This is a genomic window from Skermania piniformis (assembly GCF_019285775.1).
Classification (GTDB): Bacteria; Actinomycetota; Actinomycetes; order Mycobacteriales; family Mycobacteriaceae; genus Skermania; species Skermania pinensis.
This window is the reverse complement of sequence record NZ_CP079105.1, coordinates 3,140,514-3,155,806: the sequence shown is the minus strand read 5'-3', so window position 1 is coordinate 3,155,806 and position 15,293 is coordinate 3,140,514. Positions and strand designations below refer to the sequence as shown.

17 protein-coding genes are annotated in these 15,293 nt (G+C 67.8%); 10 read left to right on the top strand and 7 right to left on the bottom strand.

The annotated features are described in order from the left end of the window. Nucleotides 1-9 precede the first annotated feature (9 nt). Nucleotides 10-1,536, top strand: coding sequence for an FMN-binding glutamate synthase family protein (locus tag KV203_RS14575; protein ID WP_246600962.1), 1,527 nt, complete (start codon nt 10-12; stop codon nt 1,534-1,536). Here the strand turns inward: KV203_RS14575 and KV203_RS14570 are convergent. The 3 genes from KV203_RS14570 to KV203_RS14560 all read right to left on the bottom strand — a co-directional run bounded on the left by KV203_RS14570 (nt 1,528) and on the right by KV203_RS14560 (nt 5,349). Continuing rightward, complete coding sequence (locus KV203_RS14570) at nt 1,528-2,847, bottom strand: DUF445 domain-containing protein (protein WP_066471132.1); 1,320 nt, start codon at nt 2,845-2,847, stop codon at nt 1,528-1,530. The genes KV203_RS14575 and KV203_RS14570 overlap by 9 nt on opposite strands. A gap of 110 nt (nt 2,848-2,957) precedes the next feature. Continuing rightward, nucleotides 2,958-3,908, bottom strand: a complete 951-nt coding sequence (locus KV203_RS14565) for an Abi-alpha family protein (RefSeq protein WP_066471130.1) — start codon at nt 3,906-3,908, stop codon at nt 2,958-2,960. Nucleotides 3,909-3,912: 4 nt separating this feature from the next. Then, nucleotides 3,913-5,349, bottom strand: coding sequence for a DUF445 domain-containing protein (locus KV203_RS14560; protein WP_066471128.1), 1,437 nt, complete (start codon nt 5,347-5,349; stop codon nt 3,913-3,915). A 286-nt stretch (nt 5,350-5,635) separates the two neighbouring features. On the opposite strand from KV203_RS14560, the gene KV203_RS14555 reads away from it, so the two are divergent. The 3 genes from KV203_RS14555 to KV203_RS14545 are packed head-to-tail and all read left to right on the top strand — an operon-like array spanning nt 5,636 to nt 7,535. Beyond that, entirely contained in the window at nt 5,636-6,418 is a 783-nt protein-coding gene (locus KV203_RS14555) for a universal stress protein (protein ID WP_066471127.1), read from the top strand. Nucleotides 6,419-6,429: 11 nt separating this feature from the next. Beyond that, the gene (locus KV203_RS14550) at nt 6,430-7,113 is read left to right on the top strand and encodes a DUF6230 family protein (RefSeq protein WP_157079826.1); all 684 of its coding nucleotides are present in this window, start codon (nt 6,430-6,432) and stop codon (nt 7,111-7,113) included. After that, entirely contained in the window at nt 7,110-7,535 is a 426-nt protein-coding gene (locus KV203_RS14545) for a DUF6114 domain-containing protein (RefSeq protein WP_066471118.1), read from the top strand. The genes KV203_RS14550 and KV203_RS14545 overlap by 4 nt, the downstream gene beginning before the upstream one ends. On the opposite strand, the gene lepB is transcribed toward KV203_RS14545, so the two are convergent. Then, nucleotides 7,513-8,112, bottom strand: a complete 600-nt coding sequence (gene lepB / locus KV203_RS14540) for a signal peptidase I (RefSeq protein WP_066471116.1) — start codon at nt 8,110-8,112, stop codon at nt 7,513-7,515. The two genes, KV203_RS14545 and lepB, sit on opposite strands and share 23 nt — an antisense overlap. A gap of 156 nt (nt 8,113-8,268) precedes the next feature. On the opposite strand from lepB, the gene KV203_RS14535 reads away from it, so the two are divergent. From KV203_RS14535 to KV203_RS14520, 4 genes are read left to right on the top strand one after another with little or no spacing between them, the layout of a single operon-like run. Then, on the top strand, nt 8,269-8,904 hold the full coding sequence (locus tag KV203_RS14535) for a DUF6230 family protein (protein WP_066471114.1): 636 nt from the start codon (nt 8,269-8,271) through the stop codon (nt 8,902-8,904). Then, nucleotides 8,898-9,329, top strand: a complete 432-nt coding sequence (locus KV203_RS14530; RefSeq protein ID WP_217995989.1) for a DUF6114 domain-containing protein — start codon at nt 8,898-8,900, stop codon at nt 9,327-9,329. The genes KV203_RS14535 and KV203_RS14530 overlap by 7 nt, the downstream gene beginning before the upstream one ends. After that, the gene (locus tag KV203_RS14525) at nt 9,326-10,084 is read left to right on the top strand and encodes a hypothetical protein (RefSeq protein ID WP_066471113.1); all 759 of its coding nucleotides are present in this window, start codon (nt 9,326-9,328) and stop codon (nt 10,082-10,084) included. The genes KV203_RS14530 and KV203_RS14525 overlap by 4 nt, the downstream gene beginning before the upstream one ends. Then, on the top strand, nt 10,081-10,719 hold the full coding sequence (locus KV203_RS14520; protein ID WP_066471110.1) for a DUF6230 family protein: 639 nt from the start codon (nt 10,081-10,083) through the stop codon (nt 10,717-10,719). Before KV203_RS14525 ends, KV203_RS14520 begins: the two co-directional genes overlap by 4 nt. Nucleotide 10,720: 1 nt before the next feature. Here KV203_RS14520 and KV203_RS14515 read toward each other — a convergent pair whose 3' ends face one another. Beyond that, on the bottom strand, nt 10,721-11,545 hold the full coding sequence (locus KV203_RS14515; RefSeq protein ID WP_066471108.1) for a universal stress protein: 825 nt from the start codon (nt 11,543-11,545) through the stop codon (nt 10,721-10,723). Between the two features lie 136 nt (nt 11,546-11,681). On the opposite strand from KV203_RS14515, the gene KV203_RS19745 reads away from it, so the two are divergent. After that, on the top strand, nt 11,682-12,470 hold the full coding sequence (locus KV203_RS19745; RefSeq protein WP_246600170.1) for an Abi-alpha family protein: 789 nt from the start codon (nt 11,682-11,684) through the stop codon (nt 12,468-12,470). 82 nt (nt 12,471-12,552) lie between these two features. After that, complete coding sequence (locus KV203_RS14505) at nt 12,553-13,059, top strand: nuclear transport factor 2 family protein (protein WP_066471423.1); 507 nt, start codon at nt 12,553-12,555, stop codon at nt 13,057-13,059. Between the two features lie 13 nt (nt 13,060-13,072). Here KV203_RS14505 and KV203_RS14500 read toward each other — a convergent pair whose 3' ends face one another. Both KV203_RS14500 and pth read right to left on the bottom strand, forming a co-directional pair. Continuing rightward, nucleotides 13,073-14,668 carry a peptide chain release factor 3 gene (locus KV203_RS14500; protein WP_066471105.1) on the bottom strand — a complete coding sequence of 532 codons (1,596 nt, stop codon included), beginning with the start codon at nt 14,666-14,668 and terminating at the stop codon, nt 13,073-13,075. A gap of 64 nt (nt 14,669-14,732) precedes the next feature. After that, nucleotides 14,733-15,293 (bottom strand): aminoacyl-tRNA hydrolase, encoded by a 561-nt coding sequence (gene pth / locus KV203_RS14495; RefSeq protein ID WP_246600169.1) that lies wholly within the window; start codon nt 15,291-15,293, stop codon nt 14,733-14,735.

Sequence of the window (15,293 nt, the reverse complement as noted above, 5' to 3'; positions counted from 1 at the left end):
GTTGTGCCTCTGAGATGGTCCCGTGCGCTCCCGGCGGCCGGCATCGCCGGTCTGGCCGCCTACGACGTAGCCCAGCGCCGGCATGCGTTGTTACGCAACTTCCCGGTGGTCGGCCATCTCCGATACCTGCTCGAAGCGATCGGTCCGGAGCTGCGGCAGTACATCGTCAGCAGTAACGAGGAGGAGCGCCCGTTCAGCCGCAATCAGCGCCGCTGGATCTATGCGTCGTCGAAGCTGGAGAACAACTACTTCGGCTTCGGCACCGATCGGGACACGGAGTACCTCGACGGCTATCCGATCATCAAACAGCGCACCTTCGCCGGTGCGGTCCCGAACGGTGTGCACTCGACCGACGCAGTGATTCCGTCGGCGAAGGTACTCGGTGGTCCGCGCGGCCGGGCCCGGGCGTTTCGGCCGGCGTCGGTGGTCAACATCTCCGGCATGAGCTTCGGCGCGCTGTCCGGAAACGCGATCGGCGCCCTGAACCACGGTGCGGCGCTCGCCGATTGCCTGCACAACACCGGGGAGGGCGGGCTGTCCCCCTACCACCGCCGGGGCGGCGACCTGATCCTGCAGATCGGCACGGGCTACTTCGGTTGCCGGGACGACGACGGCAATTTCGATCTGGCCAAGCTGTGCGATGTGGTGTCGTCCGGCCCGGTCCGGGCGATCGAGGTCAAGCTCAGCCAGGGCGCCAAACCCGGCCTGGGTGGTCTGCTACCGGGTGCCAAGGTAACTCCGGAAATCTCGGAGATCCGGGGTATCCCGGTCGGCCAGGACTGCGCGAGCCCGTCTCGGCACACCGCGTTCCACGACGTGGACAGCATGCTCGATTGGGTGGAGCGGGTCGCGGATGCGACCGGTCTGCCGGTCGGGGTGAAGTCGGCGGTCGGCAACCTGACCTTCTGGCAGGAACTGGTCGCGGCGATGGGTAACGGTGACCGGGGCGTGGATTTCGTCACGGTCGACGGCGGCGAGGGCGGTACCGGCGCGGCGCCGCTGATCTTCAGTGAGGCGGTGTCGTTGCCGTTCCGGATCGGTTTCGCCCGGGTTTACGCCCTGTTCGCGGCGGCCGGCATCGCCGAACGGGTCACCTTCATCGGTTCCGGCAAGCTCGGGCTGCCGGACAATGCGATCGTCGCGTTCGCGCTCGGCTGCGACATGGTCAACATCGCGCGGGAAGCGATGATGTCGATCGGCTGCATCCAGGCGCAGAAGTGCCACACCGACAAGTGCCCGACCGGGATAGCCACCCAGAACCAATGGCTGACGCACGGCCTGGATCCCGAATCCAAGGCGTCGCGGGCGGCCAACTACATCATGACGTTGCGCCGCGACCTGTTGAAGGTTTCCGAGGCCTGCGGCGTTGCCCATCCGGGTCTGATCACCCCCGACGACCTGGAGATCATGCACGGCCAGGCGTTTGCGATGCCGCTCGCCGAGGTGTTCGGGTATCAGCCGGGTTGGGGGACGCCGTCCGAGGCCGACCGAGCTGCGATCACCGAGCTCATGGGCGGTCCGGCTCACCTACCATGAGGTGGCCACCGAGGCGCCGAAGATCAGTATGTGGGCGTAGCCGGCGAACAGGCCGAGCACCCCGCCGTGGACGAACAGCAACCATTCGTCCTGCTTGATCGCGGTGCGGAGCATCTCGACGAAATCGTCCGGTCCCATCGCCGACATCTGTTTGGCGACGAACTCCTTCACCCGATGGCCCTGCCGTCGATTGAACTCCTCGTCCGAAAACGCCACCGGAGCGATCGCGGTCGCCTCGACCGCCAGTGCCTCCTGGATCCGGCGGTATTCCTTGTCGCCGAGCGCCACCCGCACCATCGTCTTCGCCGGTCCGAGCGCGCGATCGGCGGCGGGCCGGACCGTATCCTCGAGCATCTGCCGAGTCCGGTCGGACCGGGCGCCGGTCATCAGCTCGTTGCCCAGATTGTTGATCGTGACGACCTCGTTGGCCACCATGTCCGCATAGCCCTCGGTGATCTCCGGCTGGCGTTTGATCAACAAACCCTGCCGCCACGGGACGTACCAGCGCGGGAACACCGGCTCGAAGATCATCGTGATGCCGACCCAGTTCACCACCCACCCGATGACGATCCCGCCGATCGGCAGCACCACCCACGGTGACCATCCGGTCAGGTGTAAGACCCCGACCAGGACGAAGCCCATCGGAAAGCCGAAGTAGAAGCCGAAGTTCTGCATGAATCGCAGCTCTTTGCTGCCGAGCACCTGGAACAGGTCGTTGAGTCGCTGCGGGTGCGCGTGGAAGTAGCGGATCACCATCAGCTTCACGTCCACCAGCTGATCGATATTGCGACCCAGCTCGCCGGTGATGTTCTGCACCATCTCCGGCAGTTGTGCCCGGACCCGGGAGTACACCGCATCCTTGACCGGGCCGGGCATGTTCCGCCACAGTTGCGGCTGATCGCGGGAGAGGATCTCGTCGACGATGCCGTCGATCTGGGTCTCGGCCACCTCGAGAAACTCGGCGGCGATCGACTCCGGCTCCAGCTCCTGATAGAAGTCGCCGACGCTACCCAGCTTGGCCAGCCCCTTGTCGACCGCGAGGCTGGCCATCTTGTCCGCACGGGACGGCACGATGCCCTGCCAGCCGATCTGTCCGTCGTAGCGGAACAGCGGTAGCACCTGAATCCGCTTGGGCAGGTACGGAAACAGGGTCTTCAGTCCGGGGACCCGGAACCCGTGGAAACCCAGCGGCTTGAACAACATCAGCACGCCGGTCCAGTTGGTGATGTAGCCGATGATCCCGGTGAACAACGGGATGGTGGTGAGCTCGATCAGGTAGGTCGGATGGACACCGAACACGCTTTCCAGCATGTCAAACCCTCTTCCCGGTCACCGGTAGGTGCGCCCGGCAGCCGAGCGACATCGTGTCGCACACGGCTTCCCCTCGAATTCCGGTGCGACCAACCTAGCATCCCGGTCGGTCAGGCTGTCGGGTTGAGCCGGGGGCCCTTGCCGAGGTAGACGTCACCGCGGTCGTCGGTATCCCAGCCGCCGGCGTTGTATCCGGTCAGGGTGAAACAGGTTTCGGCGAACTGTTCACCGAACAGCGACAGGTAGATGCTGCGATAGACCGAGATCGCCTTGCCGCCGACCTGTTTGAACGCGGCCTGGGACACCGGCTGCGCTTCGATCAGCGAGTACCGCCGGAAATCTTCCACCGGTTCTTCGGAGAACCGAACCAGGCCGAGCCGGTTGAGGTTGGCCATGTAGTGATGGTCACGATCGGGCCAGGTGCAGCCGGCCATCTGGGCGATCATGCTGATCCCGCCGGCCAGCCGGACCGATCCGACGCCGAACGGCGTCTTGGTCCGGATGTCGATCGACGGTTGTGATCCGGCGACGGACAGGAAGCGGATGATCCGCGCCTCGTCCGGGGTGAGTGCGTGCAGGATCGTCGCGAACGACGGGTGCAGATCGCGCGGCTGTACCTCCGGATTCCAGCCGGAGTACAGCATCGCGTCGCCCTCGTGCTTGAGCTCGCTGGCGGTGATCAAGGTGCGTGAGCCACCGGCTGCCGCACTCTCCGCCGACTCGCTGTCGGCCAGGCCGAGCGCGGAGACCGCCGCGCTGCGCACCTGCTCCACCCGATGATCGACGATGTCGGTGATCGGCTCGCCGGCCCGCACCTCCCGGGCGATGTCACCCGCGGTGTCGAAGCCACCCCGGGTGATCGCGCCCATCGCGCGCCACAGTGACGCGCCGGCCAGCCGAGCCAGTCCGACCGGGTCGGTGGCGACCGCACCGCCGGCGCTGCGGGCGAGTTCTTCGGCGAACCGGCCGGGCTTGGGTGGGTCGGACAGCGAATCGTCCGGGCTCACCGGCAGATCCGGGGGTATCACATCGGGCTGGCTGTCGGGCTTCTTGCTGCTCATCAGATCACGCTCCGAAGACGAGGATGTGGGTTGCGCCGACCAGCAGGCCGAGCAGGCCACCGTGCAGGTAGAGCAGCCATGCGTCCTGCTCGATCGCGGTGTACAGCATTTCGACGAACTCGTCGGCCGGCAGCTCGCGCAGCTTCTCGGTGGCCAACTCGTCGACCTTGGCGGCCGTCTGCTTGCTGAATTCGACGTCCTCGACCAGCCACGGCTTCATCTCGGTGGCCAGGGTCTGGCCGGCGGCGCTCATCATGGCGTCGAACTCCTGGGTGCCGGCGGCGAGCCGGGCGACGGTGCGCAGCGGACCCAGGATCCGATTGATCTCCGCCTTCATGAAGTAGTCCAGCACGGCTCGGGTCTTGTCCCCGTTCGGGCCTTCCAGCAATTCGTTGGCAATCACATCCATGGTGACGATCTGGTAGGCGATCGCGTGGCCGAAGTTGGCTGCGGCCGTGTGCTGGCGCCTCGCGAACTTGGCTTCCTTCCACAGGTACTTGTAGCGCGGCTGCGGCGTCGCCGGCTCGAACACGACCTTGATCGCGATGATGTTCACGATCACGCCGACCAGCGCGGCCCCGAGCAGTACCCACAGCCAGGTCGGGAAGAAGTGCAACGGCGCGTCGAGCCAGCCCGGCAGTGAGATGAAGACGGCACCCGGGTCGTGCTCGTGCGCTTCCCGCGCCTCCGGCCCGCTGTAGTGGATGAGCAGCAGCCACAGGGCGAGGACGATGCCGAACGGGAAGCCGAGCAGGCCGACCCGCACCATGAACTTCAGCTCGGGCGCGCCGAGTCCGTAGATGATGTCCTTCATCAATTCCGGCCGGCGGCGCATGTATCCGACGACGAGCAGCTTGATGTCGATCAGCTGGTTGAAGTTGTCGCCGATGAACTTGAACGCTCGATCGGTGATCGCGGGCAGCTCGGTCTCGACCCGCTGGATCAGCAGCTTGCGGCCCTGCGGTGGAAGTTCTTTCCACAGTTGCGGATTCTCCCGCTGCATGACGTCCTCGACCATCGCCGGCACGTTCGGTCCGGCGATCTGGGCGACATGCTTGGCGATCTTCTGCGGATCCATCCGATAGAAGAAGTCTTGCGCCGTACCGATTTTCGCGACCGCGTTGTCGGTGACCAGGCTTGCCATCTTCTCCGCTCGCGCGGGAATGAAGCCTTGGAAGCCGAGGATGCCGCCCGGCGCGAAGATCGGCAGGATCTGCACCTTGCGCGGCAAGAACGGAAATATGGTCTTCACACCGGGGCAATAGAATCCGGTGAACCGGACCGGAGCGAACAGCATGATCACCCCGGTCCAGTTCGTGATCAGACCGGCGATCGCACTGAAAATCGGGATGCTGACGATATCGACGACAAATCTCGACTGGCCGGTCATCTGCTCCCAGTCGAGCAGGCCGAAGAACCCTGCCGACAACGTTGCATCCATCGCGCTCCTTCGCGGGCACCTGGCCGTCACCGTCGAAGCGGACGGCCCCAGTGCCGGAATCTTGTTTCGAGGCAGGTTAATCGTAGGGGAGCGGATTGGTATGTGTACCGGATCGATCGGTATCCATCGGGGCCGATATCGCTGGACCAACTCGCGCTCCGGGAGGGGGCGCCGCTGGTAGCGTTCTAAGCGGCGCAGCGGTCGACCGATCCGGTGCCATCCTCGTAGGTGCCACCGTGCCGAGCGAGTAACGCGCGGCATTGTCTACAGCAACCGGAGGTCGAGAGTGACCGTGTACCAAAGAATTCTGATCGGGACCGACGGTTCCGACGCAGCGAACCTGGCGGTCCAGGTGGCGGCGGAGCTGGCCGGGCGGCTCGCCCTGCCGGTGAGTGTGGTCATGGCCGTCAAGGGGGATGCCGACGATGCGCGGAGCTGGTTGGAGCCGGTGGGTCGGGCGGCGACGGAGCTGTTCGACGGGCATGGGGTCAGCGATGTGACGCTGGTCGAGCGCGGCGGATCGCCGGGCGACGTGCTGATCGCCGTCGGGCGGGAGAATCCGGACGCCTTGCTGGTGGTCGGTGCGCGCGGTTTGGGCAGCACGACCGCCCGGATCTTCGGTAGCACGTCCAACGCGCTGTCCCACCGCAGCCCGATCGACGTGTTGTTCGTGCAAAAGGAACCGGTGCAGTGGCACGCGATCGGGCTCTCCACCGACGGCTCGCCGACCTCGGTCCGTGCCGTGGAGCGGGGCGCGGGTCTGGCTCAGGCGCTGGGTGCCCAGGCGTTCCTGGTCACCGCGGCGAAGAGCGAGGAGGAAGGCGACCAGGTGCTCGACGCGGTCGAACAGCAGGTGGCCGCGCCGGACGGTGGCTACGAGCGCGATGTGATCACCGGCGTGCCGGCCGACGAAGCGCTGGTCAATGCCGGGTGGAAGTACGACATTCTGGTCATCGGGAACCGCGGGATGAGTGGGCCGGCCCGGCTGCTCGGTTCGGTCGCGAACAAGGTCACCCATGACTACGAGGCGAACCTGCTCCTGGTGAATACCACGGCTACGCCGATCTGACGTCGGGTGAGGTGAGCGTGACCCGCGGTGGAACGAGTTGGCGACGGTTCGTCGTCCTGGGGATCCCGGCGCTGGTCGGGGTGGCTGTGCTTGCGGGGATGTTGCTGTTCGGGGTGTTGCCGCTCGGCCTCTACGTGGTCGGCCACGACGTCCAGATCGCCTCGGCGACCGACCGCGGCAACGCGCCGCAGGGGCTGACCGCTTACGTCGACGTGCAGCAGATGAAGAACGGCGGCAGTCGAGAACCGGTGGCCATGGCGTATGTCCCGCAGGCGACATTGCCGGACGGGCTGTGTTTGTCGTTGGCGCTCACCTTTCCGCTGATCGGGACCAACACCCTTCGGCTGGATTTCACCGGGCACACGGTGGCTCGCGAGGTCACCGTGGCGGCGGCCGACTTTCGCGCCGGCGCAACCCGATTGACCGCGGCCTCGACCGACGGTGCGGATGTGCGGCCGGATCGGTCGAATCTGGATCGGCCGGTCCGGCTCGGGCTGGACGCGGCCGAGCTGGGCGGCGCGGCCGGCGGCTTCGGGGCGGATATCCCCGGGTCGACCGACATCGCGCAACTGGCCGCGTCGGCCAAGAAGACGGTGATCGCCGGCACCTTCCGGATGAGTGGGATACGACTGCCGCGAATCGGCCACGGTGCCGGGGTCGAGCACGGCGCCTGCTATCAGCCGGGGGCACGATGAGCGTTCCGGCAGTAGCGGTCGAGCGCGGGCCGATCGCGTGGTTTCGACGGTTCCGCTGGAGTCGGCCGTTCTGGGGCGGGCTGTTGGTGCTGTTCGCCGGGTTCGTGATCGGCGTGCTGCCGATCGGGCCGCTCACCGACGTGGTCCGCGCCGGCCCGGGCGGGCTGGCGGGCCTGTTGTGTGCCGGCATCCTGATCGTCCTCGGGCTGTTCATCTGGTTCGTGCCGTCGCAGCGAATGTCCGCCGGGATAGGTTCGGTCGTCGTGTCGCTGGCCGCGTTGCCGTTGACCAACCTCGGCGGCTTCATCATCGGTATGACGGCCGGCATCGTCGGCGGTTGTATGGCATTCGCATGGGTGCCGGACAAGCCGAGCCGGGCGCAGCGCCGGCTCGCGCCGATCAGCTCGCCGGGCGCAACATGACGCCCCGGTCGGCGCCGCCGAGCCGGCCGGGCGGCATCACCCGCGCTACGACTCGCCCGTCCACCAGACGGGCCGGCAGCCAGCCGTGGGCTCGGGAGTCGTCGGAAAAGTCGATGTTGTCGCCGACGACGAACAGCATGCCCGGCGGGATCAGCTCTGCCTGCGGTCGCGAGCCGGCCCGGCCGTCGGGTCGGCAACAGTCCCCGACGCTCGACTGCCGGTGCGACGCCCAGGCCGGATTCTGCACGGCGTACCACGAGTCGTCGCCGTCCGGCTGCACCCGCACGAGCACCGGTGCGGTGCTCGAGTCCTCGACCGACACTCGGTCACCGGGCAGTCCGATCACTCGTTTCACCACCGCCGGACCGGTCGGAGTGAACCGGGCTACCACGAGGTCGAATCGTTCGACTGCGGCTCCGTCGATCGGCCGGACGATGATCCGGTCACCCGGGTTCAGCGTCGGTGCCATGCTCTGTCCGGTCACCGGTACCGACAGGACCGCGGCAGCAGCAAACGCGACCGTGGTCGGTACCGCGACGAGCGCGACGACCACGGTGAGCCGGCGGCGTACCGCCATGATTTTTAGCCAGGCTGGAAGGGACGTCATCCGATGAGTTCGTCGATCGATGGTGATGATGATGGTCGTATGGGTCGCATCGTAGGCGCGTCGACCCGAAGAGCGCGCAGAATCCGGGACCGAGCGACCGCCGCCGTCGCACTCCGGACTCGCCGGATGCGGGACGAGGCGACGAGCGGAACGCCGTACGGCACGCGGTGGCGGCGCAGCGCCGTCGTGTTGCTGCCGGCGATGCTTGCCGCCGGCTTCGTCGGTGCCGGGATCGTCCGGGGGGTGCTCGCGGCCAACTTCACCGTCGGGTCGCAACCGCTGGACCTGAACGTCAGAAGCGTGAATGCCCAAGGGCTCGGCATCGTGATGGTGACCACCGACATGCGGTACCCCGACGGCGGGACCGGGGTGGAGCCGGTCGTCAAGGCCGCGCTCGGAAACGCGGAGATCGACGGCCTCTGCGGGATCGTGCAGCAGTCCTTGTTCGGACAGACCGTGTCGCTGCAGATCGTCGCCGCAGCCGGTGGGGTAGGTCAGGGCAGCGGGATCGAATTCCTGGTCACCGAGCTGAGCGCGGGCCAGACCGAGCTGACCAATGCGACTCTGGGCCGTTCGGCGGACGAGGTGTCCGTGGCCGGGCAGAGTCTCGGCGGGCAGCCGGGTGGTTTCGGCCTGGACGTCAGCAACGGCACCGCAGTGCTCAACGACCTGAAGGCCAAGGCAGTCGGCGCGTCGATTCTGGGCGCGCTCAAGGCGCCCGACTTCGCCGCGTCGTTGCACCGCGGAGACGTGGCGTGCTGATTCGGAGCCACCTGCACCGTGGCTGGGTCTGGTTCCGCGCGTTTCGGCGGACCCGACCGTTCTGGGCCGGATTGTGGCTGATCGTCGGCGGCTGGTTGGTGCTGCGTACCGGAGCGGTGGGTTGGCAGCTCGTGTCGACCCAGGGTTTCGCCGGCGCCGGCGGCTGGCTCACCGGTGGCGGGATGGCGGTCTGTGGGTTGTTCGTCTGGTTCGCCCCGTCGCAACGGTATGTCGCCGGAGCGATCGGCATCCTGTTCGCGATCGGCTCGCTGATCGCGGCCAACCTCGGCGGGCTGTTCATCGGGATGCTGGCCGGAGTCGTCGGCGGCGCGATGGCGATCGGGTGGGGGCCGAAACCACCGCGGCAACCGGATCCGACCCCGGACGCGGTGCCGGCCCTGCTGGACGGCTCGGCGTCGACGTGATCGAATTCCGAACCGGCCGCCGGGCGCTGCTGATTGCGCTGTCGGTCCTGGTCGGCGTGGTCACCTGTGTCGGGTCGAGCGCCGCGGCGGGTGGTGGTCGGACGGCCCCGGCCCCGTCGTTGCCGGCCGCACAACCGGATTTTCTCCCGGCCCCGACCGCGTTGCGGCTGTTCGCCGATCGGATCCGGCTGATCAAGCCCACCGCCCTGGTCACCGGCTCGCCGATCGCGCTGGCGAACGGCACCATGTCGCCACCGGACACGATCTACCTGAAGGTGTCCCGGATCGAGCTGGACAACCTGTCGATCACCGTGCCCAGCGGCGGTACGACGATCACCATCGCCAACCAGGGGGCCGGCGCCGACGCCGCGGCTGCAGGAAGTGGCCCGGACGCCGTCGTCGATCTCTGGATCCAGATCCACGCACTGCAACTCTGTGTGACGCCGCAACTTTTCCAGCAGCTCGCGATCGGCTATGCCGGCGTCTTCGGCGGGGCGTTGGACCAGGTTCTGCAGATGATCGACGATGCCTTCGCGCCGGCCGTCGCCGGTCCGCTGGCCACCGTCGGCCCGTGTGTGCCGGCGGCGCCGTTGCTGCCGCTGGTCGGTGTGTTCCTGGCGAACGGGGTACCGCTGCCGGACGGCAAGCTCGAGGCCGGGGCCGCCGATATCTCGGTGTGGGCGGTCAAGGTACGCAACTCGGCCGGTGTCGGGTCGTTCATCCTGCCGCGCTCGTTGCTCCAGGTGGGTTCGTGATCACCGGGCCGGCCGCCGGTGCCGACGACCGCCGCTACGGCACCCGCTGGGGTCGGACCGTCCTGGTGTTGCTGCCGGCCCTGCTCGTGGTCGGTGTGATGGGCACCGCGCTGGTGCACGGCGTGTGGAGCGCCGGCTACACGACGCAGGCGGGCACGCTCGGCCTGTCCGTCGCGGAGGTGACCGGCGGTCCCGCGGCGATCGTCGCCGTGGACCAGCCGGTCAAGGCGTTCGACGGGTCGGTGTCGCAGCAGCGGGTATTGCGCCTCGGGGTCGCCGAAGCCCAGGTCCGGGGGATGTGTGTGACCCAGCAGGCGTCGTTGTTCGGTCGGACGGCGACGCTGCGGATCGAGATTCCGTCGGCAACCGTGCGCGGCCTCGTCCTCGACGCCCAGACGTTGGCCGGCAATGTCCGGCTGACCGGCAATGTGACGGTCAACATCAACGCCGCGGACGCGACGGTGCCCGGCCTGCCCGCGCCGCTCGGCGGCAGCCCCGACGATCTGGGAATCCTCGCCGACGGCTTGTTCCACAGCGGGTCACAGGATCGGGTGCGCGGTGGCCAGCTGAGCTCGGCCCAGTTGTCCGGCCTTTCGGCGCGGCTCGAGCTCGGGGAGCGGGAATGCACCGGCTAGCTCAGCTCGACGTGTTCACCAACAGCAGGTTGGTCTGCGCACCGTGCGATACCTTGTTCGCGACCGAGCCGAGCAGCCGGCCCCGCCCGGACATCTTCCGGTTGCCGATCACCAGCAGGTCGTAGTCTGCGGCGACCTCGATCAGCACTCGGCCCGGGAGCAGCCCGGTCACGATCCGCTGGTCGACCGGCAGGTCCGGCTCGTCCAGTTCCAGCTCGGCGGCGCTCGCGGCGATCAGCCGGCTACCTTCGTCCTCGTCCTTGGCGATCGTGAGGAGCTCGGGCCGGCCGCCGATCGCCCGAATCAGGCGTATACCGCGGCGCACGGCCTCTCGCGAGCCGGCCGAGCCGTCGGTGGCGAGCGCCATCCGGCCGGGCCCCGACTCCGGCAGTGGCCGGTGGGCGAACAGGACGTCGGCCTCGCTGTTGTGCGACAGATGGTTGGCGACGCTGCCGGCCAACCGGCTGACCGGTCGGCTCAGTCCGGCGCGACCGAGTACCAGCAGGTCGTCGGGGTGGTCCCGAGCGAGGTCGGCGATCGTCTCCGCGGCACCGCCGTTGGGCCGATGGTCGGACACCGTCGTCACCCCGGCCCCGATCGCGGCCGCCCGAGCCGCCTCGGCCACCCGGGTGGCCCAGGCGTAGTCCCGGCGGACGTCCTTGGTGTGGGCGAAATCACCGTTGCCGTCGGGTGTCTCGTCTTCCCATACCGTTATCACGGTCAACGGCAGCGCCGCTCGCGCCGCAATCTGGGCGGCCAGCCGAACCGCGGTCTCGCCGGATGGCGAACCCTCGGTACCGACGAGCACCGCCGGATAGCCGACCATGTAACCTCCTGCCAGCTTCGACTCGCCCGACGAATCGACGGTACCCCGGCGTCGCGCGATCGGCGAACGTTGCAGTCGGCGGGTAGTAGGTTCGAGAGGCGATCTCGGATATGCGTTAGCGGAGAAGAGTAGGGACGTGGCGGAGGAGCGTAAGCGCGAGCTCGCGGTGAACGGCGACCGCAGCCCGGCGCGGCCCCAGGGCGAGCGGCGCCTGCTGTGGGATGCCCTTCGGGCGGTGGGGCAGGTAGCCGGCGTGGCCGCGCGGACCGCCGAGTGGGCGGCCGAGACGGCCGTGGAGGCCAGTAGGCAGATGGTCGGTGCGGTGGTTCCGCCGGACGATTCGGCCCGACTGGAAGCGGCAATGCGTCAGGTGGTGAGCTATGTGCCGGTGGAGCAATCGGTGAACGAGCCGGGCGTGTCGGCCCGGGGCCCGGCCGAGTTGCGGCAGCGCGGCGATGCGTTGCTCGCCCGATCCGCGGACGTGTACTTCACCGAAGAGGTCCATCCGGCGTTCGACCACATGCTCGACGAACTGGCCCCGGACGAGGCTCGAATCCTGCGCTTCCTCGCCCAGAGTGGTCCACAGCCCAGCGTCGACGTACGTACCTTTCGACCGCTCGGCATCGGATCCGAGCTCGTCGCCGGCAATCTGACCTCGGTTCCGGAACAGTCCGGTGTCCGGCATCTGGATCGATCCAGCTCGTATCTGATCAACCTGAAGCGACTCGGTCTGGTGGAGATCTCGGACGACCCGGTCGTGCTGAGCAGGTACATGGTGTTGGAAGTGCAACCGAACGTGGACGCCGCGATGAAGCAAGCCGGCCGGTCGCCGAAGGTGATCCGGAAGAGCTTGGTGCTGACCGACTTCGGGCGAGAGTTCTGCGCTGCGTGCTTCACCTTGGAGTCACGGCACGAGGCGAACTGAGCGGGTTCCCGACAAATCGCCGTACGCGCACAGCTGCGGGGTGGGATCGTAGTCCCATGACCCCGGTTGGGTGGTGTCGGTGATGAGCGAGCTGTCGAGCATCGATGAGTTGGTCGCGGTGGCCGCGATCAGCCGACTCAAGTACCGGTATCTGCGTGCCCTGGATACGAAGTCGTGGGACGAGTTCGCCGAGACGCTGATTCCGGAAGCGACCGCCACCTACAGCGACTACCTCCAGTTCGAGTCCCGCGAGGCGTTGCTTACCTTCATGCGGAACACGTTGGGCCCGAACGTGATTACCGAACACCGGTGTGATCATCCGGAGATCGATGTCGCGGGGGATCAGGCCACCGGCGTCTGGTACCTGTCCGACAGCGTGCTCATCCCGGAACACAACATGTTGTTGCGCGGCGCCGCGTATTACAGCGACCGTTATGTCCGCGACTCCGACGGGCGCTGGCGCATCGCGCACACCGGCTACGAGCGCACGTTCGAGATGGTGATCTCGCTCGGCGACCTGCCCGGCTACCGGCTCACCGCCAACCGGTGGGCGGCCGCGACGCCCGACCCGGAGGGGCCGCTCGGTTGAGCCGGTGCTGCGGTCAGTCGGCGGCGGCGACCAGTGGTTCCAGGGTGAGGTGGGGGAGCTCCTTGGTGATGTACTGCAACCGCCATTTGTCGCTGAACAGGGCGAGGACCACGCCATCGGTCCGGGTGAACACCTCGACCCCGCGTTGCCGGTCCAGTTCGCCGGCGGACCCGGCGTCGGTCCGGCGGGCGATCGTGTAGGCGAGCGGTTCCAGCCGGGTCTCGACCGAGAACTCGGTGTGCAAGCGTGCGGTCACCACCTCGAACTGCATCGGCCCGACCGCGGCGAGCACCGGCGCGGCGTCACCACGAGCATCATTGCGTAGCACCTGCACCACCCGCTCGGCGTCGAGCTGATCGATCGCTCGGCGGAACTGCTTGTACTTGCCCTGGCTCGCTGCCCGGATGGTGGCGAAGTGTTCCGGGGCGAACGACGGGATCGGCGGGAACTGCACCTTCCGTTCGACGTACAGGGTGTCGCCCGGAGCCAGCGCAGTGGCATTCACCAAGCCGACGACATCCCCGGGATAGGCGGTGTCGACGGTGGACCGCTCGCGACCGAACACGGTGAGTGCGTACTTCGTCGCGAACGGACGCCCGGTCTGCGCGTGGGTGACCACCATGCCGCGCTCGAATTCCCCGGAGACGATCCGCATGAACGCCAGCCGGTCCCGGTGTGCGGAATCCATCCCGGCCTGCACCTTGAACACCACCGCGCTGAACGGGTCGGTGACCGGACGGGGCCGGTCGCCGACGTCGATGCGGGGTCCGGGTGCCGGGGCCAGCCGGGTCAGTGTTTCGAGCAGCTGACGTACCCCGAAGTTCAGCATTGCCGAGGCGTAGATCACCGGCGAGGTGTGCCCGGCCAGGAACAGTTCCTGATCGTGGTCCTGACCGGTCGCCGAGAGCAACTCGCTCTCCTCGGCCGCAGTCGTCCAGGCTTCGTCCTCGCGCTCGGCAGCGTCGGCGACGGCCAGCGATTCTTCCGGCGCGATGGTCGCGCCGCCCGCGGTCCGGGTGAACCGGATGTACTCGGCCGGCAGCCCGTCCGGCCCGCGGCGCAGCAGTCCGCGGAAGTCGCCGGCCGAGCCGACCGGCAGATAGAGCGGGGTCGGGGTGAGCCCGATCCGATCGACGATCTCGTCCAGCAGCTCCAGGGGTGCACGACCGGGCCGGTCCCATTTGTTGATCACGGTGATCACCGGGATCCCGCGATGCCGGCAGACCTGGAACAGCTTCAGTGTCTGCGGCTCCAAGCCCTTGGCGGCATCGATCAGCATCACCGCGGCGTCGACGGCGGTGAGTACCCGATAGGTGTCTTCGGAGAAATCCGAGTGGCCGGGCGTGTCCACCAGGTTGATCACGCATGATTCGTACTCGAACTGCAGCGCGGTGGAGCTGACCGAGATCCCACGCGCCTTTTCCATCTCCATCCAGTCGGAGACGGTGGCGCGGCGACCGGCCTTGCCGTGGATAGCGCCGGCCTCGGCGATCACTCGCGCGTGCAGCGCGAGCGCCTCGGTCAGCGTCGACTTGCCCGCGTCCGGATGAGAGATCACCGCGAACGTACGGCGGCGGGCGGTCTCGGTCGCGAGGGCGGCGGTGGACACGAACGGTTCTCCTGGTCGGGGACGTCTGCTGCGGGTCCCGCGTGGTCGGCCGGGCCACGCGGCGTCAAGGTCGGCGGTGTACCTGGTTCTGCGCTGTTTCGAGATCGGTGCGCAGCAGCAATTCCACCGCGTCGGCCGCCTCTTCCACGGTGATCGGCAGCTCCTTGCGTTCGGCGGCGCTGAACGGCTCCAGCACGAACGCCGCCGGATCCTTGCGGCCCGGCGGCCGCCCGATCCCGACCCGGACGCGGAGGTAGTCCCGGCCGGACAGCGCGGCGGATACCGACCGCAGGCCGTTGTGTCCGCCTTCGCCGCCGCCCTGTTTGAGCCGGATGGCGCCGACATCCAGATCCAGGTCATCGTGTATCACCACGACGTCGCCGACCGGCACGGCGAAGTATCGGCTGAGCAATCCGACCGCGCGGCCCGAGGTGTTCATGTAGCTACGCGGCTTGGCCAGCAATACCCGCCGGTCGGCCAGCCGGGTCTGCACCAGGTCGGCACCGGAGCGACGGTCCGCACCGAAACGTTCGCCGAGCCGCTCGGCCAGCCGATCGACCACCAGGAAACCGACGTTGTGCCGGGTGCGCTCGTAGCCGGGTCCGGGGTTGCCGAGCCCGACCAC